Here is a 26057-nt window from a genome sequence, read left to right as displayed (position 1 = left end):
TGAAGCAGGGAGACCGACACCGTGCGACGCGAAGACCTGCCCGCCCCGGAGACGGGCATCCTCCTCACCCACTTCCTGACCGTGCGGGACGTGGCGCGGTCACGTGCGTTCTACTCGGACGTGCTCGGCGGCACCGTGGTGCTGGAGGAGAACCCATGCATCGTCAGGCTCGCCAACGGCTGGCTCATCATGAATCCGGGCGGCGGCCCCACGCCCGACAAGCCCGGGGTGACGCTGCGGCCGCCCGAGGACCCGGACACCGTCTCCGCCTTCCTCAACATCCGGGTGGCCGACATCCAGGAGTGCTACCGCGAATGGAGCGCCAGGGGCGCCGAGTTCCTCACCCCTCCCATCGACCGCAAGGCCGAGCTGCGCTGCTACGTCCGCGATCCCGACGGCCACCTCATCGAGGTCGGACAGGCGACGGGAATGCTGGAAGGCATCTTCGCCGACCCGCCGGCGACCACGGGCTGAGCGAGCGGGGGCACCCGAGGGTTTCCCCTACCCGGCGGTCAGTGCCGTGCCCGCGCGGAGGTTCCAGCGCCCCGAGCGGCCGCTGAGCTCCGTCACCGTCAGCGGTGCGACGTCCACCCGCCACAGGCCCCGCGCCGGTGCGCCGAGGGCGCACACCACCATGGCGCGCACGACGTCGGGTTCCACGACGGCCAGCACCCGCCCCTGCTCCTCGGCCAGTTCCGTCAGCCAATCCTCCGCCCGGGCACAGAGCTGCTCGACGGACTCCCCGCCGTGCGGAGCGCCGCCCGGATCGGAGAGCCACCGCGCCACGCCCTCCGGTTCGGCGGCGCCGACCTCCTCCAGCGTCAGACCACGCCAGCGGCCCATCGCGCAGCCGGACAGCCGCTCGTCGGCCGGTCCGGCTGCGGCGATGCCCAGCTCTTCGGCGGTCTGCGCGCAGCGCGGCGACGGCGAGACGGCTGTGCGCACGGCGGCCGCCAGCAGCGCACCGGCCGCCGTGCGTGCCTCCCGCACGGACCGCAGCCCGGCGGCGCTCAGCGGACGCCCGTCGTCGAAACGGAACTCCTCGGACGACTCGCTGCGGGCGGGCGAGATCAAAGTCACTCGCGTAGTCATCGGCCTCTCCTCCCCCGTGAACGGCGGCTTTCCTCACGGGAGTTGATCACATGGCGTCCAGATGCCCGGGTTGTGCGGCCTTGGCCGGGCAGGCGGAGTCGCGGTACCTTCCGCTCGTACAAACCGACGACGGCAGGGCGGAAGCCGGTGAGACTCCGGCGCGGTCGCGCCACTGTATGCCCCTTCTTCCGGTCCGCTGCCGTGCGCAGCGTACGGGCGGGGGCGAGCCAGACCCGCTGTGCTGTCACGAGCTCCACCGACAGGGACGCGAGTTCCCGACAGGAGGTCCTGCCATGGCACAGTCCATCGCCCCGCCCAGTTCCGTGACTTCCGCTCCCGGCACAGCCGTTCCCGCGACCCTGCCGGTCAAGGCGATCCTTCCGTGGGCTTTCTTCTTCGGTCTGCTGATGCTCGTCCTGCTGTACTTCGTCGGCGCGGAGCAGGGGGCCACGTCCCTCATCTCCGGCATGGGCGTGCACGAGTGGGTCCACGACGGACGCCACCTCCTCGGCTTCCCCTGCCACTGAGCGGGGAGGCGCACGATGAACTCCTCCACCGTGAGGACCCTCCTTGTACGCGGCATGCTCGCCGGTCTCGTCGCCGGGCTGTTCGCCCTCGTGGCGGCCTACTTCCTGGGTGAGCCGCACATCGACGCGGCCATCGCCTACGAAGAGGCGCACTCGCACGAGCACGGCGGCGAGGCACCGCTCGTCACCCGCGGAATGCAGGCCACGGCGGGGCTCGCCACGGCGCTCCTCGTCTACGGAGTGGCCATCGGCGGGATCGCCTCGCTCGCCTTCAGCTTCGCGCTGGGGCGTGTGGGCCGCTTCGGTCCGCGTGCGACGGCGCTGCTGCTTTCGGGTGCCGCGTTCGTATGCGTGTACCTGGTGCCGTTCCTGAAGTACCCGGCCAACCCGCCGTCCGTGGGCGATCCGGCGAGCCTCGACAAGCGCACGGCTCTGTACTTCCTGATGGTGCTGCTGAGCCTGCTGCTGGCCGTCGCGGCGACGACCCTCGGCAAGCGCCTGGCACCTCGCCTGGGCAACTGGTACGCGACGGTGGCCGCCGTGGCGGGCTTCGCGTCCGCCGTCGGGCTCGCCTACGCCTTCCTCCCGTCCCTCAGTGAACTTCCCAAGCACTTCCCGGCGTTGCTGCTGTGGGAGTTCCGCGTCTCCACGCTCGCCGTGCACCTGGTGCTGTGGTCCGCCCTGGGGCTGACGTTCGGCCATCTCGCCGAGCGGGCCCTGGGATCCGCGGTACGCGCTGAGAGCGACGAGAAGGGCATGGAGTCGCCGTCGGCGGCGGCGCCCGCCGCGAACTGACGGTCTCGCCCGCACGAACGCCGCTGCCGGGCCCCGCGAAGGGTGCCGGCAGCGGCGTTCGGCTTCTCAGGGAGCCCGCTTCTCAGGGGCCCCGCAGGGGCGTAGAACCTGGCGGAGGCCGAATGCCGGAGGCCGTCCGGCGTCGCGGGCCCCGGCCCCGGCGCCCTGGCGGACGACGCGTCAGTCCCGGACGACCTCCGTCCGTACGGTCCGGGCCGCCTCGACCACGTGCTCCAGCGCCTGACGCACCTCCGGCCAGCCGCGGGTCTTCAGACCGCAGTCCGGGTTGACCCACAGCCGCTCCGCCGGGATCGCACCGAGGCCCTTGCGCAGCAGCGACGCCACCTCATCGGAGTCCGGCACCCGCGGGGAGTGGATGTCGTAGACGCCGGGGCCGACCTCGTTCGGATAGCCGGCGGCGGCGAGTTCACCGGCGACCTGCATGTGCGAGCGGGCCGCCTCCAGGCTGATGACGTCGGCGTCGAGATCCGCGATGGCGGAGACGATGTCGCCGAACTCCGCGTAGCACATGTGCGTGTGGATCTGCGTGTCCGCACGCACGCCGCCGGTGGCCAGCCGGAACGACTCAGTCGCCCATGCCAGATACGCGGGGCGTCCCTCGGCGCGCAGCGGCAGCGTCTCGCGCAGCGCGGGCTCGTCGACCTGGATGACGGCGGTGCCGGCTGCCTCCAGGTCCGCGACCTCGTCCCGCAGTGCGAGCGCGACCTGGCGTGCCGTCTCGGCCCGCGGCTGGTCGTCCCGTACGAACGACCACGCCAGCATGGTGACCGGGCCGGTGAGCATGCCCTTGACGGGGCGCGAGGTCTGCGACTGGGCGTAGCGGGTCCACTCCACCGTCATCGGCTCGGGACGGGAGACGTCGCCGGCGAGGATCGGGGGCCGTACGTAGCGGGTGCCGTAGGACTGCACCCAGCCGTGCCGGGTGGCCAGGTATCCGTTCAGCTGCTCCGCGAAGTACTGCACCATGTCGTTGCGTTCGGGCTCGCCGTGCACCAGCACGTCCACGCCGGCCTCCTCCTGGAAGGCCAGGACGTCGCGGATCTCCTCGGCGATCCGCTTGTCGTAGTCCTCCGAGCCGAGTCGTCCGGCTCTCAAGTCGGCTCGTGCGGCGCGCAGTTCGCCGGTCTGCGGGAATGAGCCGATCGTGGTGGTGGGCAGTAGCGGCAGACCCAGCCGGGCCCGTTGTGCGGCGGCGCGCTGCGGATAGGGCTGCGCGCGGCGCCCGTCGGCGTCGGTGACGGACGCCGTACGGGCCCGTACCGCCGGGTCGCGGGTGAGTGCGGCGGAGGAACGGGAGGCGAGAGCCGAGGAGTTGGCGTGCAGCAGCCCGGCGATGACGTCGGTGCCCTCGCGCAGGCCCTTCGCCAGGGCGACGGTCTCCTCCACCTTCTGCCGTGCGAAGGCGAGCCAGCGCGCCACCTGCGGGTCCACGTCGCGCTCGATCGCGGCGTTCAGCGGTACGTGCAGCAGCGAGCATGACGGCGCGACATCGACGCGGCCGGCCAGCCCCAGCAGCGACGCCAGCGTCGAGAGCGACCGCTGCAGGTCGTTGATCCACACGTTGCGCCCGTCCACGATCCCCGCGACCAGCCGCTTGCCGGGCAGCCCGCCCGCCAGCGCCAGACCCTCCAGGTTGGCGGCGGCCGGCCCGGTGAAGTCGATCGCCAGTCCCTCGACGGGTGCCTTGGCGAGTACGGGCAGGGCCTCCCCGAGACGGTCGAAGTAGGAGGCGACCAGCAGCGCGGGCCGGTCGGTCAGCCCGCCCAGATCGCGGTAGGCGCGTGCGGCGGCGTTCAGCTCCGCGGACGTACGGTCGGCGACCAGTGCCGGCTCGTCGAGCTGCACCCAGCGGGCACCGGTCGCGCGCAGGTCGGCGAGTATCTCCGCGTAGACGGGCAGCAGCCGGTCCAGCAGGGACAGCGGTTCGAAGTCCGCGGCGACGCCCGGCGCGGGCTTGGCGAGCAGCAGGTACGTGACGGGACCGACGAGGACCGGCCTGGCGTCGTGGCCCTGGGCGAGTGCCTCGGCCAGTTCTCCTCGCTGCTTCGAAGAGTCCGCCGCGAAGACGGTGTCCGGCCCCAACTCCGGTACGAGGTAGTGGTAGTTGGTGTCGAACCACTTCGTCATCTCCAGCGGTGCGACGTCCTGCGTGCCGCGCGCCATGGCGAAGTAGCCGTCGAGCGCGCCGGCGTCCAGCGCGGCCCGGTGCCGGTCGGGTACGGCACCGACCATGAGGGTGGTGTCCAGCACATGGTCGTAGAGGGAGAAGTCTCCGGTGGGCACCTCGCGCACGCCTGCGGTCCTGAGCTGCTGCCAGTTGGCCCGGCGCAGCCCGGCCGCGGTCTCCCGCAGCGCTTCGGCGGTGACGCGGCCCTTCCAGTAGCCTTCGACGGCCTTCTTCAGCTCGCGCCCGGGACCCTGTCTCGGATATCCGTGGACCGTGGCCAGGGGCCTCATGGACGCGATCGATGCCGCGGCTGCGGACTTGGGTGTCACTCAACTCTCCTTCGCGAGTCCCGCCGGTGACCTGGCGTACGGGCGAGGGAGGAGAGGCGACGCGGCGGCACGCATCCACGCGTGCTGCCCGCCTGTGCAGCCGACCCGCCCTCGAGGTCACCGAGATCGCCGCATACGTACGTCGTACACGGGCAGCGGCAGGTCTTCGGACTCGCGGGCCTGCCGCGTCCGTGTCACGGACCGGCACCTACTGGCCGTCGCTTCCCGGGCCCGCTCGGGCCCAGTGCGTATGACGGCGTTCGTTCCCACTCACCGCTGCGGGGCAGCTCCGGAATCTCACCGGATTCCCTCTTGCGACGTGCCTGCCTGGCGGACAGGCCGAACCGACTGCTCTTCCAGCGTACGAGTGCGTGCACCGCACCGGCAAAGGAACGGGACGCGGGGTGACTCATGGTCCTCGCCGGTCTGCGCGGGCTCGGCGCACGCACGAGTTGCGGCCCCGCGCCCGGAGATGCTCCTTCGCCGCGGCTTCCGACGCCGCGGCGGACGCGGGTGCCGCCCGGCGGCGGACAGGGCCGTCCGGGTCGCGGCGGTGTGGCGCACCGCCTTGGAGCGGCCCGCCGGTTCCAAGCTGCTGCCGGAGACTCGCCGCTCCGCCGGGCGCGCAGACCGGGCGGGGCGATCCGTTCCACGAGCGACTGGAGAAGATGACCATGCCACCCCGCCCCGCGCCCACGTCCGCTCCGGCCCCCGGAGACGCTGCCGCACCCGGAACCCAGGCCGCGCCCGAAGCCCGGGCAGTGCCCGCCGCCGAGGACGCGGACCTGTCCCCCGAGACCAACCCCGCCGACCCGCGGTTCTGGCAGCTGCCGCACGAACAGCGGCACCAGGTCTTCGCCACGCTGCGCGAGCGGGAGGCCCCCACGTACTTCGCGCACCCGCAGCACACCCTGCGAAAGCGGCAGCAGCCCGGCTTCTACGCGCTCGTCCGGCACGAGCACGTGCAGGAGGCGAGCCGCAACGCGGCGGTGTTCGGGAGCGCGCCGGGTGTCACCACCCCGCACCCCGCAGGCTGGGTGAAGGCCCTCTTCGGGGAGTCGATGGTCAACCTCGACGGCCGTGACCACGCACAGCTGCGGAAGATCATCTCTCGCGCGTTCAGTCCGCGGCTGCTGGCCGGGACCGAGAAGGACATCGAGGACGTCGTCGCCGCCGTCGTCCGGGACGCCGTGCGGCAGCCCTCCCGCGAGTTCGTCACCGCCGTCGCCTCGCTGGTGCCGTTCGAGGTGGTGTGCAACATGATGGGCATCCCCCGGCGTCACCGGCCGCGTATCCTCGCCCAGCTCAACGACGCCTCGGAGAACATCGGCGTACGGCGCGGAGCCGGCGCGAAGTTCCGCGTCCCCGGCAAGGGGCTGCGTGCCCTGGCCCGTATGCACGTCATGATCGCCATGCTCGCGCGGGAGCGCCGTCGCCGCCCCACCGACGACCTCATCTCGGCGCTCGTCACCGCCGACGTCGACGGGCAGTGCCTGGGCAACCGTCAACTGGGCGCGTTCTTCACGCTGTTGATGGTCGCGGGGGTGGAGACGACCCGCAACGCGATCTCGCACGGCCTCGCACTGCTCAGCGCTCACCCCGAGCAACGGGAGCTGTGGGAGAGCGACTTCGAGAAGTACGCGGACACGGCCGTCGACGAGATCGTGCGGTGCTCGACACCCATCATCCAGTTCCGCCGCACCCTGCGCACCGACCACGTCATGGGCGGCCGTACGCTGCGCAAGGGCGACACCGTCGCCCTCTACTACGCCTCCGCCAACCGCGACGAGGCCGTCTTCCCCGACGCCGATGCCTTCGACATCACCCGTGACCCCAACCCCCACCTCGGCTACGGCGGAGGAGGACCCCACTACTGCCTGGGCGCGCATCTCGCCCGCCAGGAACTCAAGGCGCTCTTCAGGCTGCTGCTCACCGACTCCGTGGGCATGCGGGCCGACGGACCGCCGGACCTGGTCCCCTCCAGCTTCGACAACCGCATCCGTTCACTGCGGTTCGGCATCGCCCGGCAGGACGGCGGCGACGCGGCGAAGTGTCCTGTGACCGGCGCCTGACGCACCTTCGGGCCCCTCGGCCGTTGCTCAGGTAGCTGGTTCGCCACAGGAGCAACGGCCGAGGGGCCTCGCCTTGTCGGGGACGGAGTCCGGCGGGCTGCACGCCGATGAAGCGGCAGCCCGCCGTTTCAGCCTCTCTGGTCAGTTCACCGTGTGCGTGCCGATGTCGGACGACACGAGGTAGTCACCGTCATCGCTGGTGTAGGCGGCGCTGATGGTGAACGGGGAGCCGGCTGTCGTGGTGTAGGCGTAGTCGGTGGTTGCCACACCACCGACCAGCGGCTCAGCGACCGTTGGACTGCCGTCACCGAAGTCGAACGTCACCGTTCCGGTAGGTGTCCCCGCGCCCGGGGCGACAGGCGCCACCGTCGCCGTGAACGTCACCGATTCAGCCACCGCCGACGGATCCGGCACATCGGTCAACGCCGTCGTCGTCGACGCCGCATTCACCGTGTGACCGCCGGCTCCGGCAGAAGCGGTGTAGTTGACGTCACCGCTGTAGGTGACGTTGACGGTGAACGGGGAGCCGCTGGTGGTGAGGTACGCATGGCTGGTCGTGGCCACACCACCGACCAGCGGCACCGGAGGCGACACGTTGCCGTCACCGAAGTCGAACACCACCGACCCGGTGGGTGTCCCCCCACCAGGAGCGACAGGGTTGACGTGGGCGGTGAACGTCACCGGCTGACCCACCACCGACGGGTCCGGCAGATCGTCGAAGACGCTGGTCGTCGTCGCCGACTGATTGACCGTGTGCGTCTGGCCAGGAGGTGTGCTCGACCCGTCGAAGTCGGCGTCACCGCTGTAGGTGGCACTGATGGTGAACGGCGAGCCGACCGTGGTGAGGTACGCGTGACTGGTCGTCGCCACACCACCCACCAGTGCCACGGGAGGCGACACGTTGCCGTCACCGAAGTCGAACACCACCGTTCCCGTCGGCGTCCCCGCACCCGGAGCAACCGGCGAGACGGTCGCGGTGAACGTCACCGGCTGGCCCACCAGAGAGGGGTCAGGCACATCCGTCAGAGCGGTCGTCGTCTCCGCCGCTTCGACCGTGTGGCTGCCGCCACCCACCGACCCGTCGAAGTTCGCGTCACCGCTGTAGGTAGCGGTGAGAGTGAACGGCGAACCCGCCGTCGTGGTGTACGTGTGGTTGGTCGACGCCACACCACCGACCAGCGGCTCAGCGACCGTCGGACTCCCGTCACCGAAGTCGAACGTCACCGTTCCGGTAGGTGTCCCCGCACCCGGAGCAACCGGCGCCACCGTCGCCGTGAACACCACCGGCTCACCCACCGCCGACGGATCCGGCACATCGGTCAGAGCGGTGGTCGTCTCCGCCACATCCACCGTATGACCGGCCGTACCGACAGAGCCATCGAAGTTCACGTCACCGCTGTACGTAGCAGTGGCGGTGAACGGCGAACCCGCCGTCGACGCATACGCGTAGTCGGTCGACGCCACACCACCGGACAGCGGCACAACAACCGTCGGACTCCCGTCACCGAAGTCGAACGTCACCGTTCCGGTAGGTGTCCCCGCACCCGGAGCAACCGGCGAGACGGTCGCGGTGAACGTCACCGGTTCACCCACCACCGACGGATCCGGCACATCCGTCAGAGCGGTGGTCGTCTCCGCCACATCCACCGTATGACCGGCCGTACCGAAAGAACCGTCGAAGTTCACGTCACCGCTGTACGTAGCAGTGGCGGTGAACGGCGAACCCGCCGTCGACGTATACGTGTGGTTGGTCGACGCCACACCACCGGACAGCGGCACAACAACCGTCGGACTCCCGTCACCGAAGTCGAACGTCACCGTTCCGGTAGGTGTCCCCGCACCCGGAGCAACCGGCGCCACCGTCGCCGTGAACGTCACCGGTTCACCCACCACCGACGGATCCGGCACATCCGTCAGAGCGGTGGTCGTCTCCGCCACATCCACCGTATGACCGGCCGTACCGAAAGAACCGTCGAAGTTCACGTCACCGCTGTACGTAGCAGTGGCGGTGAACGGCGAACCCGCCGTCGTCGTATACGTGTGGTTGGTCGACGCCACACCGCCGGACAGCGGCACAACAACCGTCGGACTCCCGTCACCGAAGTCGAACGTCACCGTTCCGGTAGGTGTCCCCGCACCCGGAGCAACCGGCGCCACCGTCGCCGTGAACGTCACCGGTTCACCCACCACCGACGGATCCGGCACATCCGTCAGAGCGGTGGTCGTCTCCGCCACATCCACCGTATGACCGGCCGTACCGAAAGAACCGTCGAAGTTCACGTCACCGCTGTACGTAGCAGTGGCGGTGAACGGCGAACCCGCCGTCGACGTATACGTGTGGTTGGTCGACGCCACACCGCCGGACAGCGGCACAACAACCGTCGGACTCCCGTCACCGAAGTCGAACGTCACCGTTCCGGTAGGTGTCCCCGCACCCGGAGCAACCGGCGCCACCGTCGCGGTGAACGTCACCGGCTCACCCACCACCGACGGATCCGGCACATCCGTCAACACCGTCGTCGTGGACGGCAGATTCACCGTATGGCTGCCCGAACCCACGGACCCGTCGAAGTTGACGTCACCGCTGTAGGTAGCGGTGAGAGTGAACGGCGAACCCGCGGTCGTGGTGTACGTGTGGTTGGTCGACGCCACACCACCGGACAGCGGCACAACAACCGTCGGACTCCCATCACCGAAGTCGAACGTCACCGACCCCGTCGGCGTACCCGCACCCGGAGCAACCGGCGCAACCGTCGCGGTGAACGTCACCAGCTCACCCACCACCGACGGATCCGGCACATCCGTCAACACCGTCGTCGTCTCCGCTACATCCACCGTATGCGTCAGCCCCGGAGGCGAGGTCGAGGCCGCGAAGTTGACACTGCCGCTATAGGAAGCGCTCACCGCGAACGGCGAACCAGCCGTCGTGGTGTACGTATGGCTCGTTGTCGCCACACCACCCACCAACGGCACAACAACCGTCGGACTCCCGTCACCGAAGTCGAACGTCACCGACCCCGTCGGCGTACCCGCACCCGGAGCAACAGGCGCCACCGTCGCCGTGAACACCACCGGCTGACCCACCACCGACGGATCCGGCACATCCGTCAACACCGTCGTCGTCGCCGCCGCATTCACCGTGTGCGTGTCGGTACCGGAAGAGCTGCTGAAGGCGGAGTCACCGTTGTACGTGGCCGTGACCGTGAACGGAGAGCCTGTGGCCGTGGTGTAGGCATGCGTGGTCGTGGCTACACCGCCGGCCAACGGCACCGTGACGGCAGGGCTGCCGTCGCCGAAGTTGAACGTGACCGACCCCGTGGGAGTGCCCACAGCGGGAGGGACGGGCGCGACCGTCGCCGTGAACGTCACGGGCTGACCCACCACGGACGGATCGGGCGCATCCGTCACCGTCGTCGTCGTCGGCGACGCCACCCCGACGTAGTCGTAGGCGATGCCGCCGCCCGGGCCGGCGGGGGTCACGACCGTGACCAGCACGGAGCCGGGGGTTCCAGGGGGAGCCACGGCATTGATCAACGAGCTGCCGGTCAGGGTGAAGCTCGGGGCCGGGGTACTGCCGAACATCACGGCCGTCGCACCGGTGAAGTTGGAACCGACGATCCTCACCGTGTTACCACCCGCGGTGGATCCGGATGACGGACTGATGGCCTGGATCCGCGCGCCGGGCGTCCCCTCGTACGTGAATGCCTCGCCGTTGCTGACACCGAAGGGGTTCTCCACGGTGACCAGGAGCGACCCCGTCCCCGGAGGAACGACGGCGTTGATCACTCGGTTGGTGACGACGGTGAAGCTGGCGCTGGTGGAGCCGAACCTCACGGCGGTCGCACCGGTGAAGTTCGAACCGGTGATGACGACGGTGTCACCGGCAGTTGTCCTGTTGGGTGAAACGACACGGATCGTTGGTGCGGGCATGATGCAGCCTCCTCCGAAGGGAGATCCCAGGCCGGAGGCTTCACTCGCGGGGACGCAGCCTCGTCAACTCCCGTCCGCTCCCCGTCCGCGCCTCACGCACGGCAGGAGAGGGGCAGCGGGGACAGTTGACGCAGTGAAGCCCATTGCCTCTTACGGGCAATGAGAGCGAACGGGATGCATACCCCGAAAGGAGTGAAATCCGGCAGAAGATGCATACATAGTGAATAGGACAATCCAATAAAGGATCAACTGCGCCTGTTCGCGCCGGAGTACGCCCCTGCACGGAGCCACGCCTGCCCGCCCTGAGGGCCGCCGGGGAGGCCGGCCGGGCGGGGACGAGCAGGCCGCCTCCAGCGTCCCGCCGCCGCCCCGCCGCCGTCAGGTTCTGCCGCACCCGTGCTCGACCCTGCCCGGCGGTCATTCACATACCTTCGTGCCCGGCGGCCCCCGCAGAAAAATCCACGCCGGGCGGCTTCACGCGGCCCGGCGTGCCGTGTTCACTGACGTATGTCCTTCATCAGATCCATGTCCCTCATGTCTTCAACGCGTTCTTCGTCTACGACTCACCGGGTTCCGTTCTTCCTTTTCATGACGAACGCGGTAAGCGGTCGCTCGTGGGCGACGACTCGCGAGTAGATTTTTTGCGCTGCGTTTCGCCACAACCGTTTTCCAGGGCTACCGACTGCACTACGTTGTCAGTCGCGTACACCCCGCGAACCGGTCGGGTCAGACCAGCCCGTCTGACGGTTCTCCCGTTACGGGCCTGATCTGCGCCGTGAGCGATGCCCGTACGGAGGGCAGCCCGCGCTCACTGAGACGCCCGCCCGAAAGCTCCAACCCTCGCGTGGCGACGGACAGTTGAACAGCGAGCAAGAGCACCGCCCCGGACCAGGCGCTTTCGATGCTTCACCGCTCCTGATCCGCCGGCGGCTGCTCCGCGACAGCACTTCCGGCTCCACTGCGAATTGGTGGATCGGCACTTCAGCACCCCGCGTAAGCTGCCTCGAAAGAGAAATCATGAGAAGACCTCGCATTGCGGTATCACGTCTTGCGGCCGCCGCGACCGCACTCGCCATTACGGCGACCGCGTGCAGCGGCCTGAACAGCGCTTCCGGCGAACAGGAGTTCAGCGGCAAGACCCTCACGGTCGCCGGCACCTGGAACGGCGGCGAGGGCAAGGCCTTCAGAAAGGTGCTCGACGGCTTCACCAAGAAGACCGGCGCCAAAGTGAAGTTCCTCTCCAGCCGTGCGCAGGGCCGTGACGATTTCGCCCTTTACATCCGCGATCTGCGCAAGAGCGGCAAGACTCCTGATGTGGCGATGGTGCCGCAGGTGGGTGTGCTCCAGGGGTTCGCCCAGAAGGGCTGGCTGGAGCCGCTGCCCCCGGAGGTCGAACTCGAGGCCGCACGCAACTTCGCCCTCGTGTGGCAGAACTACGGCAGCGTCCGGCGGATCTTCTACGGCCTGTACTTCAAGGCGTCGCACAAGTCGACCGTCTGGTACAACCCGAAGATCTTCGAGAAGGCAGGCGTGCAGCCGCCGAAGGACTACGCGGAGATGATCGAGAACGGCGAGAAACTCGCCGCAGCGGGGACCTCGGCCTTCTCCGTGGCCGGGAAGGACGCCTGGCCGCTGACCGACTGGTTCGAGAACATCTACCTCGCACAGGCCGGACCCGCCAACTACGCCAAGCTCGCCACGAACGAGATCGGCTGGACGGACCCCACCGTCATCAAGGCACTCAAGACCTTCGGCAAGCTCTTCAAGGGCGGCAAGCTGGTGGAGGGAGACGGGGCGGAGGCCCTGCGCACCGACCTCAACGAGTCCGTCGGCGCCGTCTACGACAAGGACCCGAAGGCGGCCATGGTCTACGAGGGCGACTTCGTGGCCGGGATCATATCCGGCGAATTCAACAGGGACGTCGACGAGGACGCCGACTTCTTCGAGTTCCCGCCGGTGGGCAAGGACAGCCAGGCGCCCGTGATCAGTGGCGGAGACGCCGCGGTCGCCATGAAGGGGGCCAAGAACCAGCAAATGGCCATGTCCTTCATCGAGTACCTGGCGAGCCCGGACGCGGCTGAGATCTGGGCCAAGGAGGGCGGATTCCTCTCGCCCAACATCAATCTGAACCTCAACGCCTACCCGGACGACACCACCCGCAAGGTCGCCAAGTCCCTCGTAGACGCCGGCGAAGCCGTGCAGTTCGACATGTCCGACCAAGCACCGGGCGAGTTCGGCGGCACACCCGGCCAGGGCGAGTGGCTGCTGCTGCAGCAGTTCATCCGCGACCCCTCCGACCCGGAGGCGACGGCCCAGAAGCTCGACGAGGCAGCGGCGAAGGCTTATCTGGACGCGTCGGCCACCGGCACGACGGGCTGACGGACACCGCGACCGGACACCAGCCGATCAGTACGGGGGCTTTGGGATCCGCACGATCCCGCGATCGGCCGGCATGCCGCGCCGCGCGGTCCGACCGACCGGAAACGGACCCCCGCGGCCGCGCACGGGGCGCTCCGGCGCCCCGCCCGGCGCCGGAAGGCCCTGCGTGAGCCCGGCGGTCCGTTCCCGTATGCCCGCCGCCGGTTCGCGGCACGGGCACCCGTCGGCGGCCGGCCGGCGCCGCCCCGTGCGCGCCCTCGTACGCCCCCGTGCATCCACGCGATGTGACGACCGTGTGACGTGTCACAGACAGCACGAGTGTGGATGTGGGAGCTTCAACTCCGTTACTCATCAGTAGAGTTGCTGAGATTCCGGGAGCGCGGTCCGGTCGGGACGCGGGCCACACCGGCAGCCGCCATGTCCGCCGGCGCCCGCCGGGTGGATCCTGGCTCCGCCGGGTGAGGGTCCCCCAGCGGGCCCGTCCGCACGTCTGCCCGGAACGGGACGGGCCGTGGGCGGGAGAGGATCGGATGAGCACTTCGCAAGCCACGACACTGGACGAGCTGGTCGACACGGACCGGTATCCGCTCACGGACCTCGACAGCGAAGGAGGACGGGCCGTCCTCTCCGGTGCCAGGAGCGATCTGCTGGCCGACGGCTGCACCGTACTGCCGGACTTCATCCGTCCGTCCCTCCAGGAGACGCTGCGGCAGGAGGGCGCGGACATGGCGCCCCGGGCGCACTTCGACGTCGCGACGGTCAACGTCTACAACATGGCGGCCGGCCCCGGCCTCCCCGAGGACCATCCGGGACGCATCGCCTTCGAGCGTGGCAACGCCTTCGTACCGCGGGACCGCATCCCCGCCGGCTCCCTCATCAGCCGCCTCTACTCCGACGAGGTCTTCCAGGGCTTCATCGCGCGCTGCTTCGAACTCGACCGGCTGCACGAGCTGGCGGACCCGCTCTCCGGGCTCGTGCTCAACGTCGTAGAGCCGGGCATGGAGCACCCCTGGCACTTCGACACCAACGAGTTCACCGTCAGCATGCTCACCCAGGAGGCCCGGGAGGGCGGCGTCTTCGAGTACTGCCCGAACATCAGGTCCGCGCAAGAGGAGAACTTCGACGCGGTACGGGACGTACTCCAGGGCAGGGGCGAGGAGTTGACACGGCGTCTGCCACTGCGCCCAGGCGATCTCCAGCTCTTCAAGGGGCGTTTCTCGCTGCACCGTGTCAGCCCCGTCCAGGGGGGACGCGCCCGCCACTCGGCGATCTTCGCCTACAGCGAGCGCCCCGGCGTCGTCGGGAGCGTCTCGCGGACCCGGCAGCTGTTCGGGCGTGTGCTGCCGGAGCACCTGGAGGCCGAGGGCCGCGCCGTGCGCGGCGACCGGCTGCTCGACTGACGTCCGGCGGTACGGGACCGCGCCGGGCCGCGCCCGCCGCGCAAGCGGAGGGACCGGCGGCCCTGTTCCCCTGCCAAGCGCGTCACCTCCGCCCCAGCCCGACCCCGTGCACCTCCCCTGGGCCTTCGGCCTGGGGTCCTCGAGAGTTCCCCCGCCACCCCCTCAGGAGCCGTCCGTGCGCTTCGACGCCACCGGAAAAGTCACGCTCGACCACATCTACAACGGGCCGGACCCGCGCGCCTACTTCAGGGAGCTGCGCAAACTCGACTACTGCGTTCCGCAGCAGGCCAAGCCCTACTTCGCGAAGCTCATCGAGGAGTACCGCGACACGACGCAGGTGGCGGTGCCCAAGGTGCTCGACATCGGCTGCTCGTACGGAATCAACGCCGCGCTGCTGAAGTACGACGTGACCATGGACGCCCTCTACGCCCGCTACTGCGACGAGCACCTCGCAGGCGGCGGCCCTCGGACCGGTGCCGGCACCGAGCCCGGGAAGGGCTCCGGGACGGGAACCGCGGAAGGGGCTCGTGCCGAGGAGGCCCCCGAGGCGCTGCTGGCCCGGGACCGCAAGCTGGCGCGGTCGCACCGGCCTGCCCGTCCGCTCCGCTTCGTCGGCCTGGACACCTCCGGCAGCGCACTGGCGTACGCGCTGGAGGCGGGCTTCCTCGACGACGTCGTCCACGCCGATCTGGAGCGGAACGAGCCCTCGGCACGGCAGCGCGCGCAGTTCGCCGGTACTGATCTGGTGATCTCGACGGGCTGCATCGGTTATGTCACCGAGCGCACTCTTACGCGTATCGTCCGCTCCATGGGCGGCCACCGGCCCTGGATGGCGCACTTCGTGCTCCGCATGTTCCCGTTCGGCCCGGTCGAGCGGGCGCTGGAGGAGCTGGGCTACAGCACCGTCTGCGCCGGAGACGTCTTCCGGCAGCGCCGGTTCGCCTCGCCCCAGGAGCAGACACAGGTACTGGAGACCATGAAGGAAGCCGGAGTCGACCCGGAGGGCCTGGAGGCGGACGGCTGGCTCCACGCGCGCCTGTATCTTTCCCGTCCGTCGGACACCTCCGGATGGCCCTGGTCCCGGGAACGCCTCGCACGGGAATCCGCGGCCGCGCCGGGAGCCGGCAACGCAGCAGTCGCACCACCCACCGTCAACGAGCCGAAGTGAGAGCGGAATTGAATACCAGTCAGCCCAGCGCACCCCGGGAAAGCGCGACGACCGTCCCCACCTTCGCGCAGGAGGACTCTCTGCCGCGCGTGCCGCTGCCGACGCTGGAGGCCAGTTGCGAGAGGTTCCTCGCCTGGTGCGCTCCGCTGCTCTCTCCGGGCGAACTGGCCGCGACCGAGGCCGAGGTGACCGCCTTCCTCTCCCCCGGCGGGCCCGGACGGGTGCTGCAGAAGGCCCTGGAGGAGTACGACTCCTCGGAGGGCGTGCACAGTTGGCTCGACACCTTCTGGCCGTACCGCTACCTGGGGCGGCGTGACCGCATCGCCCTGAACGCCAACTTCTTCTTCCTCTTCCAGGACACGGACGAGCCGCAGGTGGAGAGGGCGGCCGGGCTCATCGCCGGCGCCCTGGACTACAAGCGGCAGATCGACGAGGAGCTGATCCCGCCGGTCGTGCAGCGCGGGACGCCGCAGTCGATGGAGCAGCTGAAGTACCTCTTCTCCAGCACGCGGATCCCGGGTGAGGAGCAGGACACCTCCCGCACGCCCTATTCGCAGGAGCGGCCCGGCCCGTCACGCGCACGGCACATCCTGGTGTTCTTCCGGGGCAACACCTTCCGGATGGACGTCGTCGGCGAGGACGGCGCACCGCACAGCCTGGAGGATCTGGAGGCCGGGCTGCGCGACGTGATGAAGGCGGGCGCCGAACCCGCTGACGCCGGCTCGCGGGTGGGTCACCTCACGACCATGGCGCGCGCGGAGTGGGCGAGGGCACGTGCGTCTCTGGTGGACTGCGGCCCGGGCAACGCGGAGGCCCTGGAGACGGTCGAGGACGCGCTGTTCTGCGTGTGCCTGGAGGACTTCGCGCCCGCCGGCGTCCAGGAGGCGTGCGACGAGCTGCTCCACGGCGACCGCGGCAACCGCTGGTTCGACAAGGCCGTGTCCTTCGTCGTCTTCGAGGACGGCCGTGCCGGGCTGAACGTGGAGCACTGCCAGCTCGACGGCACCACCATCCTCAGCTTCACCGACGCGCTGCTGCCCGTGCCGGCGGCGGTGCACTCCGAGCACTCCGGTGCGCGCACGCAGGGCCCGCCGCGGGCGGAGCCGGTGGAGTTCCGGCTGGACGACGCGCTGCGTGAGCAAGTGCGTTCGGCCGCGGACGCGTTCGCCGAGTACGGGCGGAGCACCGCGACGCGCACGGTCTCCTTCGACGACTTCGGCAGCAACGACGCGAAGGCACTCGGCGTCTCGCCGGACGCCTTCGTGCAGCTCGCCTACCAGCTCGCACACCGGCGCGCGAAGGGTCATCTCGGCGCGACGTACGAGTCGATCGCCACGAGGCAGTACAAGCACGGCCGTACGGAGGCGATGCGCGTCGTGACGCCGGAGATGTACGCGTTCGTGGACGCCATGGAGGACCCGGGCGCGGACGTGGCGACGAGGCGCGCCGCCTTCCGCGCGGCGGCGGCCAAGCATGTGGAGCGTGCCAAGGAGTGCCAGGCCGTCCAGGTGCCCGAACAGCACCTGTGGGAGCTGGAGTTGATCCAGCGCCGCCGCGGTGCGGAGCTGGGCGTGCTCGAACAGCCGTCGCTGTACCGCAGCGCGGGTTGGCAGACGATGCGGGACGACTATCTGAGCACCAGCTCCGCGCCGTCCGTCAACATCCAGTTCTTCGGCTTCGGTTCGACGAGCAGCCGCTGCATCGGTGTCGCGTACGTACTGCTGCCGGAGCGCTTCAACCTTTATCTGAGCACTCCGCAGAGCGTGGCGGACCAGATGCATGCCTTCGCCGGGAAACTGCGCGAGGCCGTGGCCGAACTGCGGGAGCTGCTCGCCGGGTAGGCGTACCGGGGAGGCACCGGGACACACCGGACGGGAGCTGATACCTGGTCCCGTGGATCACCGCGGGGCCAGGTATCACTCCTTTGCGGTGTCCGCCGCCGCCAGCGACGCGTGCAGCGGTCCGAGCCCCGCGATCAGGCCGCCGAGGGCGAGTTCGAAGCTGTCGCTGTCGATCTCCTCGGCGTGCGCCGGGATCAGATGCGCCTGTACGAGGTTGGGGTAGCGCTCGAAGTAGACGCGGGTGTCGTCCGCGAAACCGCTCGCGAAGGGCGTGGTGGCGGCACCGATGACCAGGTACTTCACCGAGGCGGCGATCATCGTCGCGTATCTGGGCGGCCAGCCGTCCCGGACGAGCCCGCCGTGCACCGCGTCGGCCATGGCCAGGAAGTCCTCGCGTCTGCCCGTACCCGCGGCGACCACCGGGGCGGCGTTCGGGTGCTTGCTGAGCGCCGCGTGATACGACCTGCCCCACGTCTCCAGCCCCTCGCGCCAGCCGCGCTCGAAGGCGGAGGTGTCGACCTGCCTCGTGAGGAGGTTGGCCACGGCGTCCAGGACGGCGTCCTTGCCGGGAAAGTGGCTGTAGAGCGAGGCGGCCCTGACGTCCAGCTTCAGGGCGAGATTGCGCATGGAGAGGGAGCCGATGCCCTCGGCGTCGATCAGCTCCAGCGCGGCGTCGCGGATCCGCTCCCGGCTGAGCAGCGGCGACTTCGGGCGTGGCATCGAAGGCTCCTTGTGAAAACTAACACCGTACGGTTAGCGTGCGTACGCAGAGTACCCGACGCTGTTCGCGATGGACGAGGAGATCTCAGTGCCGCCCGTGACGCCCCAGACCCCGCTCGGCCTCTTCGGCACCGAAGCCCTGATCGGCGAGGAGGACCGCGCGATCCGGGACACCGTCCGGCAGTACGTCGAGGAGAAGGTGAAACCGAAGCTGGCCGACTGGTACGAGGACGGCTCGCTCCCCGTGCGCGAACTGGCCAAGGAAGTCGGCTCGTTGGGCGTCCTCGGCATGCATCTCGAGGGCTACGGCTGCGCGGGCACCACCGCCACCGCCTACGGACTGGCCTGCATGGAGCTGGAGGCGGGCGACTCGGGGCTGCGCTCCCTGGTCTCCGTGCAGGGCTCGCTGGCCATGTTCGCGATCTGGAAGTACGGAAGCGAGGAGCAGAAGCAGCAGTGGCTGCCGGCCATGGCCGCGGGCGACGCCATCGGCTGCTTCGGCCTGACCGAACCGGACTTCGGCTCCAACCCCGCGGGCATGCGCACCCGCGCGGTGCGCGACGGCTCCGACTGGGTGCTCGACGGCACGAAGATGTGGATCACCAACGGGTCGGTCGCCGACGTCGCGGTGGTGTGGGCAAGGACGGACGACCCGGGGAACAAGGTCCGCGGATTCGTCGTGCCCGCCGGCACTCCGGGTTTCTCGGCGCCGGAGATCAAGAAGAAGATGTCGCTGCGTGCATCGGTGACGTCCGAACTCGTCCTGGACGGCGTGCGGTTGCCCCAGTCCGCGGTGCTCCCGGAGGCCGTGGGGCTCTCGGGCCCTCTCTCCTGCCTCAACGAGGCGCGCTACGGCATCGTCTTCGGCGCGCTCGGTGCTGCGCGCGACTGCCTGGAGACGACTCTCGAATACGCCCGGCAGCGCGAGATCTTCGACAAGCCGCTGGCGGCCTATCAGCTCTCCCAGGCCAAACTCGCCGACATGTCACTGGAGTTGGGCAAGGGCATGCTGCTGGCGCTGCACCTCGGCGCGCTCAAGGACGGCGGCTCGCTGCGGCCGGAGCAGGTCAGCCTCGGCAAGCTCAACAGCGTCCGCGAGGCGATCGCCATCGCGCGCGAGTGCCGCACGATGCTCGGCGCCGCCGGGATCACCCTGGAGTATCCGGTCATGCGGCATGCCAACAACCTGGAGTCCGTGCTGACTTACGAGGGCACGTCCGAGGTGCACCAACTGGTGATCGGTCAGGCGCTCACGGGCGAGGCGGCCTTCCGCTGACCCGCGCTCAGGGCGTGCGCCGGGCGAGGACCTGGACGCTGCGGGTGGTCTCGCCGTGATGGAGTGTGGCGGTCGCCGTCGGGCGCTCCTCCTCGGCGGCGAACCCGTGGGTGCGCAGCAACTCCCGTAGCTCCTCCGGCCGGTGGTGCCGGAAGAGTCCGCCGTCGGGGGTGGAGAAGACGCCGTACGGACGGCCGGGGGAAGAGGCCGCGGCCTCTTCGTAGCGCCGCACGTGGTGCTCGTCGGTCTGCAGCGGTACGTCGCTGAGGTAGAGCACCCCCGACGGCCGTACCAGACGGGCGATCTCGGCGAGGAGCGCCTCCTGGTCCGCGTCGGCCGTGACGACACCGAGGACGACGAAGAGCAGCGCGGCGTCGAAGCTGCCGTCGTCGAAGGGCAGGGGCAGCGCGTCGAACCGCAGGAGCGGCAGCTCGGGATGCTCGCGCCGCCCGCGCTCGATCAGCGCCCGGGAAGGGTCCACGCCGTGGACGTCCCCGTAGCCCAGCTCGACGAGCTGTGCCGTCAACCGCCCGTAGCCGCATCCGTAGTCGAGAACCCGTGCGTCCCGGGGCACGTACTGCTCCAGCAGCGCATGGTCGAGAGGGTGGGTGAAGGTCTTCGTCGCGCCGGTGTCCTCCCAGAATCCGTGCACGGCGGGCCGGGCGGGTCGCTCGGATCGGGCCATGGCGGAAGGCTACCGGGGCCTCTCGCCCCGGCGACGCGCGAAATCCGGCCTCTGCCCGAATGCGGCTCGCCACAACTGCGGCGGGCCGCACCCCACTTGACGTGAGGCACGGCCCGTCCCGTGTGAAGCGCCGCCGCCGGCCGTGACCCGGTCCGGTCCGGCGGGCCGGGCTCAGCCGAGCGCCGCCAGCGCGTCGTTGAAGGTCTTCGACGGACGCATCACGGCCGACGCCTTCGCGGCATCCGGCCAGTAGTAGCCGCCGATGTCCGCGGGCGAGCCCTGCACGGCGATCAGCTCGTCCACGATGGCCTGCTCCTGCTCGCCGAGCGTACGGGCGAGCGCCGCGAACGCGTCGGCGAGCGGTGCGTCGTCGGTCTGCTTCGCCAGCTCCTGCGCCCAGTACAGGGCGAGGTAGAAGTGGCTGCCGCGGTTGTCGAGCCCGCCGACCCTGCGCGTCGGGGACTTGTTCTCCTGCAGGAAGGTCGCCGTCGCCCGGTCGAGGGTGTCGGCGAGGATCTGCGCGCGTGCGTTGTCCGTCGTCTGCGCGAGGTGTTCGAAGCTCACCGCCAGGGCGAGGAACTCGCCGAGGCTGTCCCAGCGCAGGTAGTTCTCCTTGACGAGCTGCTGCACGTGCTTGGGAGCCGAGCCGCCGGCGCCGGTCTCGAAGAGCCCGCCGCCGTTGATGAGCGGCACGACGGAGAGCATCTTGGCGCTGGTGCCCAGCTCCAGGATCGGGAAGAGGTCGGTCAGGTAGTCGCGCAGCACGTTGCCCGTGACCGAGATCGTGTTCTCGCCGCGGCGGATGCGCTCCAGGGAGAACGCGATGGCATCGACGGGCGCCATGATCTCGATGCGCAGACCGTCGGTGTCGTGCTCGGGGAGGTACTGCCGGACCTTCGCGATGAGATTGGCGTCGTGCGCGCGGCCCTCGTCCAGCCAGAACACCGCCGGGTCGCCGGTGGCGCGGGCGCGGCTGACGGCGAGCTTGACCCAGTCCTGGACCGGGACGTCCTTGGTCTGGCACATGCGGAAGATGTCGCCGGCGCTGACCGCCTGCTCCAGCACTGCCTCGCCCCGGCCGTCGAGCACGCGCACCGTGCCGGTGGCGGGGATCTCGAAGGTCTTGTCGTGGCTGCCGTACTCCTCGGCCTTCTGCGCCATCAGCCCGACGTTGGGCACCGAGCCCATCGTGGACGGGTCGTACGCGCCGTTGGCACGGCAGTCCTCGATCACGGCCTGGTAGATGCCGGCGTAGCTGCTGTCGGGGATGACCGCGAGGGCGTCCTGCTCCTGGTCGTCCTTGTTCCACATGTGGCCGGAGGTACGGATCATCGCGGGCATGGAAGCGTCGACGATCACGTCGCTCGGCACGTGCAGGTTCGTGATGCCGCGGTGGGAGTCGACCATCGCCAGGTCCGGGCCCGCGGCGAGCTCCGCCTCGAAGGACTCCTTGATCCTGGCGCCGTCGGGCAGCGACTCCAGGCCCTTGAAGATGCCGCCGAGGCCGTCGTTCGGCGTGAGACCGGCGGCGGCGAGCGTCTTGCCGTGCTCGGCGAACGTCTTCGGGAAGAACGCCCGTACGACGTGGCCGAAGATGATCGGGTCGGAGACCTTCATCATCGTGGCCTTCAAGTGCACGGAGAAGAGCACGCCTTCGGCCTTGGCGCGGGCGACCTGCGCGGCGAGGAACTCGCGCAGCGCCGCGACGCGCATGACCGCGGCGTCCACGATCTCGCCGGCCAGTACCGGCACCGATTCACGCAGGACGGTGACACTGCCGTCGTCGGCGGACAGCTCGATGCGCAGGGAACCGTCCTCGGGGACGATCACGGACTTCTCGGTCGAGCGGAAGTCGTCGCCGTCCATGTGCGCGACGTTCGTCTTCGACTCGGAGGTCCATGCACCCATGCGGTGCGGGTTGGACCGCGCGTAGTTCTTCACGGACGCCGGCGCCCGGCGGTCGGAGTTGCCCTCGCGGAGCACCGGGTTGACGGCGCTGCCCTTGACCTTGTCGTACCGGGCGCGGATGTCGCGCTCCTCGTCGGTCTTCGGCTCGTCCGGGTAGTCGGGCAGCGCGTAGCCCTTCTCCTGGAGTTCGGCGACCGCCGCCTTGAGCTGCGGGATCGAGGCCGAGATGTTGGGCAGCTTGATGATGTTCGCCTGCGGCGTCTTCGCCAGCTCGCCCAGGTTGCCGAGGGCGTCCTCGATGCGCTGCTGCGGCTCCAGACGCTCCGGGAACTGGGCGATGATCCGCCCCGCCAGGGAGATGTCACGGCTCTCGACACCGACTCCGGCCGTCGAGGCGTACGCCCTGACCACGGGCAGGAACGAATACGTCGCCAGGGCCGGGGCCTCGTCGGTGTCCGTATAGATGATGGTCGAGTCAGTCACCGGTACTCCGCTCCACGTCTACATCGTCTCGATATCAAGATATCCGGTCCCCAGCCACGCTGGGAAACCCGCCCCCGGGCCGGGCTGCGGACTGGAAGACCCACATGCGGACAAAGTGAGACGAGCGGAGCGACTGGCACCACCAGCACAGGCACTGGTACGATTTCTTGTACCAGTATCGAAGGGAGTGAACGACCGTGTCCATCACCGCCAGCGAAGCGCGCAAGAATCTGTTCCCCTTGATCGAGCAGGTCAACAACGACCGCGCTCCCGTACACATCACCTCCCGCAACGGCAACGCCGTACTGCTCTCGGAGGAGGACTACTCCTCCTGGCAGGAGACGATCTACCTGCTCCGTTCACCCGCCAACGCACGGCGACTGGCCGAGTCGGTCGCAGAGGCCGAAGCGGGCAGGACGGAACCGCGCGAACTGATCGAGGTCGACGACAGCGAGTGAAGACCGTATTCACCGAGCACGGCTGGGCCGACTATGTGTACTGGTCCGAAACGGACCGACGCATGACCAAGCGCATCAACCGCCTCATCGAAGACAGCAAACGGGATCCGTTCGCGGGGATCGGCAAGCCGGAGCCGCTGAAGGGTGACCTGAGCGGCTACTGGTCCCGGAGGATCGACGAGGAACACAGGCTCGTCTACCGAGCCAGAGGCAACGAACTCATCGTGGTCCAGGCCCGTTACCACTACTGACCGTGGCGGGCACCCGGTGCCCGCCGGGCGATGACGCGGTGTCCGCACGGAGAAGGCAGGCCGGGGCACCGGCGGCTCTGGCCAAACGCGGCGGCACGCCTGATCATGGCTGCCGTCGCCCGACCGAAGCCCACTCCGCCGGAGCCCGCATGCCATACGACATCGACCTCTTCCGCGCGCAGTTCCCCGCCCTGGCGACGGGGACGGCGTTCTTCGACGGCCCCGGAGGGACGCAGACGCCCCGCGCGGTCATCGAGGCGATGGCGAGCGCGCTCGCGGGCCCGCTCTCCAACCGCGGCCACGGCAACCCCGCGGAGCGCAACGCCGAGACGATCGTCGCCGAGGCGCGGCAGGCACTGGGGGATCTGCTGGGCGCGGATCCGCGCGGGATCGTCTTCGGGCGCAGCGCCACCCAGCTCGCCTACGACTTCTCCCGTACGCTCGCGAAGTCCTGGTCGCCGGGCGACGAGATAGTGGTGACGCGCCTGGACCACGACTCCAACATCCGCCCCTGGACACAGGCCGCGGAGCAGGCCGGCGCCACGGTGCGGTGGGCGGAATTCGACCCGGAGGACGGGGAGTTGACGGCCGGCGCCATCGCCGCCGTCCTCTCCTCCCGCACCCGGCTCGTCGCGGTGACGGGTGCCTCGAACCTGATCGGCACGCGCCCGCCCGTGCCGGAGATCTCCCGGCTGGTCCACGAGGCGGGTGCCCTGCTGTACGTGGACGGGGTGCATCTCACCGCGCACTCCCACATCGGTCTGGAGGAGCTGGGCGCGGACTTCTTCGCCTGCTCGCCGTACAAGTTCCTCGGACCGCACATGGGCGTGCTCGCTGCCCGGCCCGGTCTGCTGGAGACCCTGACGCCGGACAAGCTGCTCGCCTCGACCGACGCCGTCCCGGAACGCTTCGAGTTCGGGACGCTGCCTTACGAACTCCTGGCCGGCGCCCGCGCGGCCGTCGACGTCATCGCACACCTCGGCGTACATCCCGAACGGAACCGCCGCGAGCAGATCGCCGCCGCCTTCGCGGTATTGGAGAAGCACGAGGAGACGCTGCTCGGCCGCATCGAGAAGGGCCTGGCCTCACTCCCCTCCGTGCGCGTGCACTCGCTCGCCGCCGTACGCACGCCCACGCTCCTGCTCACCCTGGACGGCCACAACACCGCACACGCGGCTGCCCACTTGGCGGAGCGCGGCATCAACGCCCCCTCCGGTTCCTTCTACGCGATCGAGGCCTCACGCCACCTCGGGCTCGGCGACGGCGGAGGGCTGCGCGTGGGCCTCGCCCCCTACAACAACACCGAGGACGTCGACCGGTTGCTGGAAGGACTGGCGGATTTCCTTCACCAAGGGGCGTGAACACCCCGGAAACGGACTGCCTGTTCAGGCGCCTGTTCCGGCGCCTGTTCGGACGGCATGGCCGATTCGTGGCACAGCGGCCCAAACTCAGCACGGTTCAGTCGAAACAGCACCGCGCAGAAATTGACAACTATCTCACACATGACCGAACGCCTGGCTATGTTCGGTGTTGACCTGCCAACCGTGCGCCCGGACCAGCGCGCGGACGGCGAAACGAGGGAACGCGTCACGACGGATTCCAACGAGGGGGCCGGCGATGGCAGCACTGAATTGCGCCCGGTGCGGTGCACGCATCGAGGTGGACGGCACATCGTCATGCTCCTGCGTGCCGATGGCGGCCGACGAGATCGAGGCGGCGGACTTCGAAGCCTTCCGGCCCCGGGCCTCATCGCCGTCGTCCGGGCAGCACACCGGAAAGATCATCGCCGGAGAGCTCCTGTACCGGTCCAGCCACCGGCGCCCGAGCCGGCGCGGCAAGGGCGTCGTCGTGGGCCTCGCCTCGGCCGTGGCGCTCGGCACGGTGACGTTCAGCCTGCAGGCGATGAATGCGGACCGGGATGTACGCGGCGGCGACAGACCTGCCGTTTCGATCTCGCCCGACCCGGACATCGCCGCCCGGGAGGCGGCGGAGGACGCCGACACCTCCACGCCCGACCAGCCGGACACCGGTGGCTCCTCGCAGCCTGCGGACGACGGTGCGGGTAACGGCGGCGAGGACGACGGGAAGCGCCCCGGCTCGCAGCCTCCCCCGACGAATGACGAGAACCCCGCACCGCCACCGCCGGAGGACGACGCCGGAGGCGGCTCCTCGCAGGGCGGCGGAGACGACGGCGGCGACGGCGACGGTGACGACGGCGCTTCGAACGGCGGGGGCGCCCAGGGCGGCGGTGACGGCGGCGGCGGTGACGGCGGCGGAGACGATGGCGGCGACGACGGTGACGACGGCGGCGGCCTGTTGCGCGGCCTCATCGGCCTGCTGTTCGGCGGAGGCGGCGACGACCGCGACCGCGACGACGGCAAGGGCGACGGCCGCCACGACGGCGACGACCGGGGCAACGGTCACGGCCGGGGCGGCGACGGTCACCACCGGGGCGGCGGTCACCGCTAGAACGTCTGGACCGGAGCGAACAGCCTGACCGCAACCGCGAGTCGGGCGGCACGAGACCGGCCTGCCGCCGGCCGTCGTCCAGTCCG

The 26057-nt window shown here is 69.8% G+C and carries 19 protein-coding genes and 1 riboswitch; of the genes, 13 read left to right on the top strand and 6 right to left on the bottom strand.

From position 1 onward, the window contains the following. The first annotated feature begins 21 nt into the window (after positions 1 to 21). Positions 22 to 474 (top strand): VOC family protein, encoded by a 453-nt coding sequence (locus tag AN215_RS18990; protein WP_070011909.1) that lies wholly within the window; start codon positions 22 to 24, stop codon positions 472 to 474. A 27-nt stretch (positions 475 to 501) separates the two neighbouring features. Here AN215_RS18990 and AN215_RS18985 read toward each other — a convergent pair whose 3' ends face one another. Then, entirely contained in the window at positions 502 to 1092 is a 591-nt protein-coding gene (locus tag AN215_RS18985; RefSeq protein ID WP_070011908.1) for a histidine phosphatase family protein, read from the bottom strand. A gap of 293 nt (positions 1093 to 1385) precedes the next feature. Between AN215_RS18985 and AN215_RS18980 the strand changes: the two genes are divergently transcribed. Both AN215_RS18980 and AN215_RS18975 read left to right on the top strand, forming a co-directional pair. After that, positions 1386 to 1619 (top strand): CbtB domain-containing protein, encoded by a 234-nt coding sequence (locus AN215_RS18980; RefSeq protein WP_070011907.1) that lies wholly within the window; start codon positions 1386 to 1388, stop codon positions 1617 to 1619. 15 nt (positions 1620 to 1634) lie between these two features. Beyond that, the gene (locus AN215_RS18975) at positions 1635 to 2414 is read left to right on the top strand and encodes a CbtA family protein (protein WP_070011906.1); all 780 of its coding nucleotides are present in this window, start codon (positions 1635 to 1637) and stop codon (positions 2412 to 2414) included. Between the two features lie 180 nt (positions 2415 to 2594). Here AN215_RS18975 and metE read toward each other — a convergent pair whose 3' ends face one another. Beyond that, the gene (metE, locus tag AN215_RS18970; protein WP_070011905.1) at positions 2595 to 4931 is read right to left on the bottom strand and encodes a 5-methyltetrahydropteroyltriglutamate--homocysteine S-methyltransferase; all 2337 of its coding nucleotides are present in this window, start codon (positions 4929 to 4931) and stop codon (positions 2595 to 2597) included. 141 nt (positions 4932 to 5072) lie between these two features. Beyond that, a riboswitch (cobalamin riboswitch) is annotated at positions 5073 to 5295 on the bottom strand. Between the two features lie 310 nt (positions 5296 to 5605). On the opposite strand from metE, the gene AN215_RS18965 reads away from it, so the two are divergent. After that, entirely contained in the window at positions 5606 to 7003 is a 1398-nt protein-coding gene (locus AN215_RS18965) for a cytochrome P450 (RefSeq protein ID WP_079123270.1), read from the top strand. Positions 7004 to 7144: 141 nt separating this feature from the next. On the opposite strand, the gene AN215_RS18960 is transcribed toward AN215_RS18965, so the two are convergent. Continuing rightward, entirely contained in the window at positions 7145 to 10933 is a 3789-nt protein-coding gene (locus AN215_RS18960) for a beta strand repeat-containing protein (protein ID WP_070031205.1), read from the bottom strand. Positions 10934 to 11950: 1017 nt separating this feature from the next. Here AN215_RS18960 and AN215_RS18955 point away from each other — a divergent pair. The 4 genes from AN215_RS18955 (at position 11951) to AN215_RS18940 (ending at position 17721) form a co-directional block, all read left to right on the top strand. Beyond that, on the top strand, positions 11951 to 13312 hold the full coding sequence (locus AN215_RS18955) for an ABC transporter substrate-binding protein (protein ID WP_070011901.1): 1362 nt from the start codon (positions 11951 to 11953) through the stop codon (positions 13310 to 13312). Positions 13313 to 13842: 530 nt separating this feature from the next. Continuing rightward, entirely contained in the window at positions 13843 to 14712 is an 870-nt protein-coding gene (locus AN215_RS18950; protein ID WP_070011900.1) for a HalD/BesD family halogenase, read from the top strand. Positions 14713 to 14887: 175 nt separating this feature from the next. Beyond that, the gene (locus AN215_RS18945; RefSeq protein ID WP_070011899.1) at positions 14888 to 15880 is read left to right on the top strand and encodes a methyltransferase type 12; all 993 of its coding nucleotides are present in this window, start codon (positions 14888 to 14890) and stop codon (positions 15878 to 15880) included. An 8-nt stretch (positions 15881 to 15888) separates the two neighbouring features. Next, positions 15889 to 17721, top strand: a complete 1833-nt coding sequence (locus tag AN215_RS18940; RefSeq protein ID WP_070011898.1) for a choline/carnitine O-acyltransferase — start codon at positions 15889 to 15891, stop codon at positions 17719 to 17721. A 75-nt stretch (positions 17722 to 17796) separates the two neighbouring features. Here the strand turns inward: AN215_RS18940 and AN215_RS18935 are convergent, their stop codons facing one another. Beyond that, on the bottom strand, positions 17797 to 18441 hold the full coding sequence (locus tag AN215_RS18935) for a TetR/AcrR family transcriptional regulator (RefSeq protein ID WP_070011897.1): 645 nt from the start codon (positions 18439 to 18441) through the stop codon (positions 17797 to 17799). 70 nt (positions 18442 to 18511) lie between these two features. On the opposite strand from AN215_RS18935, the gene AN215_RS18930 reads away from it, so the two are divergent. Further along, the gene (locus AN215_RS18930) at positions 18512 to 19717 is read left to right on the top strand and encodes an acyl-CoA dehydrogenase family protein (RefSeq protein WP_070011896.1); all 1206 of its coding nucleotides are present in this window, start codon (positions 18512 to 18514) and stop codon (positions 19715 to 19717) included. A 7-nt stretch (positions 19718 to 19724) separates the two neighbouring features. Here AN215_RS18930 and AN215_RS18925 read toward each other — a convergent pair whose 3' ends face one another. Both AN215_RS18925 and AN215_RS18920 read right to left on the bottom strand, forming a co-directional pair. Beyond that, positions 19725 to 20402: a class I SAM-dependent methyltransferase gene (locus AN215_RS18925; protein ID WP_070011895.1), complete on the bottom strand. Its 678-nt coding sequence runs from the start codon at positions 20400 to 20402 to the stop codon at positions 19725 to 19727. Positions 20403 to 20573: 171 nt separating this feature from the next. Further along, the gene (locus tag AN215_RS18920; RefSeq protein WP_070011894.1) at positions 20574 to 22793 is read right to left on the bottom strand and encodes an NADP-dependent isocitrate dehydrogenase; all 2220 of its coding nucleotides are present in this window, start codon (positions 22791 to 22793) and stop codon (positions 20574 to 20576) included. Positions 22794 to 22990: 197 nt separating this feature from the next. Here AN215_RS18920 and AN215_RS18915 point away from each other — a divergent pair, with 197 nt between their 5' ends. The 4 genes from AN215_RS18915 to AN215_RS29895 all read left to right on the top strand — a co-directional run bounded on the left by AN215_RS18915 (position 22991) and on the right by AN215_RS29895 (position 25971). After that, positions 22991 to 23251: a type II toxin-antitoxin system Phd/YefM family antitoxin gene (locus AN215_RS18915; RefSeq protein WP_070011893.1), complete on the top strand. Its 261-nt coding sequence runs from the start codon at positions 22991 to 22993 to the stop codon at positions 23249 to 23251. After that, on the top strand, positions 23248 to 23502 hold the full coding sequence (locus AN215_RS18910) for a Txe/YoeB family addiction module toxin (protein ID WP_070011892.1): 255 nt from the start codon (positions 23248 to 23250) through the stop codon (positions 23500 to 23502). Before AN215_RS18915 ends, AN215_RS18910 begins: the two co-directional genes overlap by 4 nt. A 149-nt stretch (positions 23503 to 23651) precedes the next feature. Beyond that, complete coding sequence (locus AN215_RS18905) at positions 23652 to 24863, top strand: cysteine desulfurase-like protein (RefSeq protein ID WP_070011891.1); 1212 nt, start codon at positions 23652 to 23654, stop codon at positions 24861 to 24863. A 256-nt stretch (positions 24864 to 25119) separates the two neighbouring features. Continuing rightward, positions 25120 to 25971, top strand: a complete 852-nt coding sequence (locus AN215_RS29895) for a hypothetical protein (RefSeq protein ID WP_171904222.1) — start codon at positions 25120 to 25122, stop codon at positions 25969 to 25971. Positions 25972 to 26057: the final 86 nt, after the last annotated feature.

Origin of the sequence: Streptomyces abyssalis (assembly GCF_001751365.1) — a bacterium.
Lineage (GTDB): Bacteria > Actinomycetota > Actinomycetes > Streptomycetales > Streptomycetaceae > Streptomyces > Streptomyces abyssalis.
Note: the sequence above shows the minus strand (reverse complement) of the source record. Positions and strands in the feature narration are given on the sequence as shown.

Excerpts from the sequence above, each read along its gene's own strand:
- AN215_RS18985 (WP_070011908.1), bottom strand. The coding sequence starts at position 1,092 with ATGACTACGCGAGTGACTTTGATCTCGCCCGCCCGCAGCGAGTCGTCC.
- AN215_RS18980 (WP_070011907.1), top strand. The coding sequence starts at position 1,386 with ATGGCACAGTCCATCGCCCCGCCCAGTTCCGTGACTTCCGCTCCCGGC.
- AN215_RS18975 (WP_070011906.1), top strand. The coding sequence starts at position 1,635 with ATGAACTCCTCCACCGTGAGGACCCTCCTTGTACGCGGCATGCTCGCC.
- AN215_RS18965 (WP_079123270.1), top strand. The coding sequence starts at position 5,606 with ATGCCACCCCGCCCCGCGCCCACGTCCGCTCCGGCCCCCGGAGACGCT.
- AN215_RS18960 (WP_070031205.1), bottom strand. The coding sequence starts at position 10,933 with ATGCCCGCACCAACGATCCGTGTCGTTTCACCCAACAGGACAACTGCC.
- AN215_RS18955 (WP_070011901.1), top strand. The coding sequence starts at position 11,951 with ATGAGAAGACCTCGCATTGCGGTATCACGTCTTGCGGCCGCCGCGACC.
- AN215_RS18950 (WP_070011900.1), top strand. The coding sequence starts at position 13,843 with ATGAGCACTTCGCAAGCCACGACACTGGACGAGCTGGTCGACACGGAC.
- AN215_RS18935 (WP_070011897.1), bottom strand. The coding sequence starts at position 18,441 with ATGCCACGCCCGAAGTCGCCGCTGCTCAGCCGGGAGCGGATCCGCGAC.
- AN215_RS18930 (WP_070011896.1), top strand. The coding sequence starts at position 18,512 with ATGGACGAGGAGATCTCAGTGCCGCCCGTGACGCCCCAGACCCCGCTC.
- AN215_RS18925 (WP_070011895.1), bottom strand. The coding sequence starts at position 20,402 with ATGGCCCGATCCGAGCGACCCGCCCGGCCCGCCGTGCACGGATTCTGG.
- AN215_RS18905 (WP_070011891.1), top strand. The coding sequence starts at position 23,652 with ATGCCATACGACATCGACCTCTTCCGCGCGCAGTTCCCCGCCCTGGCG.
- AN215_RS29895 (WP_171904222.1), top strand. The coding sequence starts at position 25,120 with ATGGCAGCACTGAATTGCGCCCGGTGCGGTGCACGCATCGAGGTGGAC.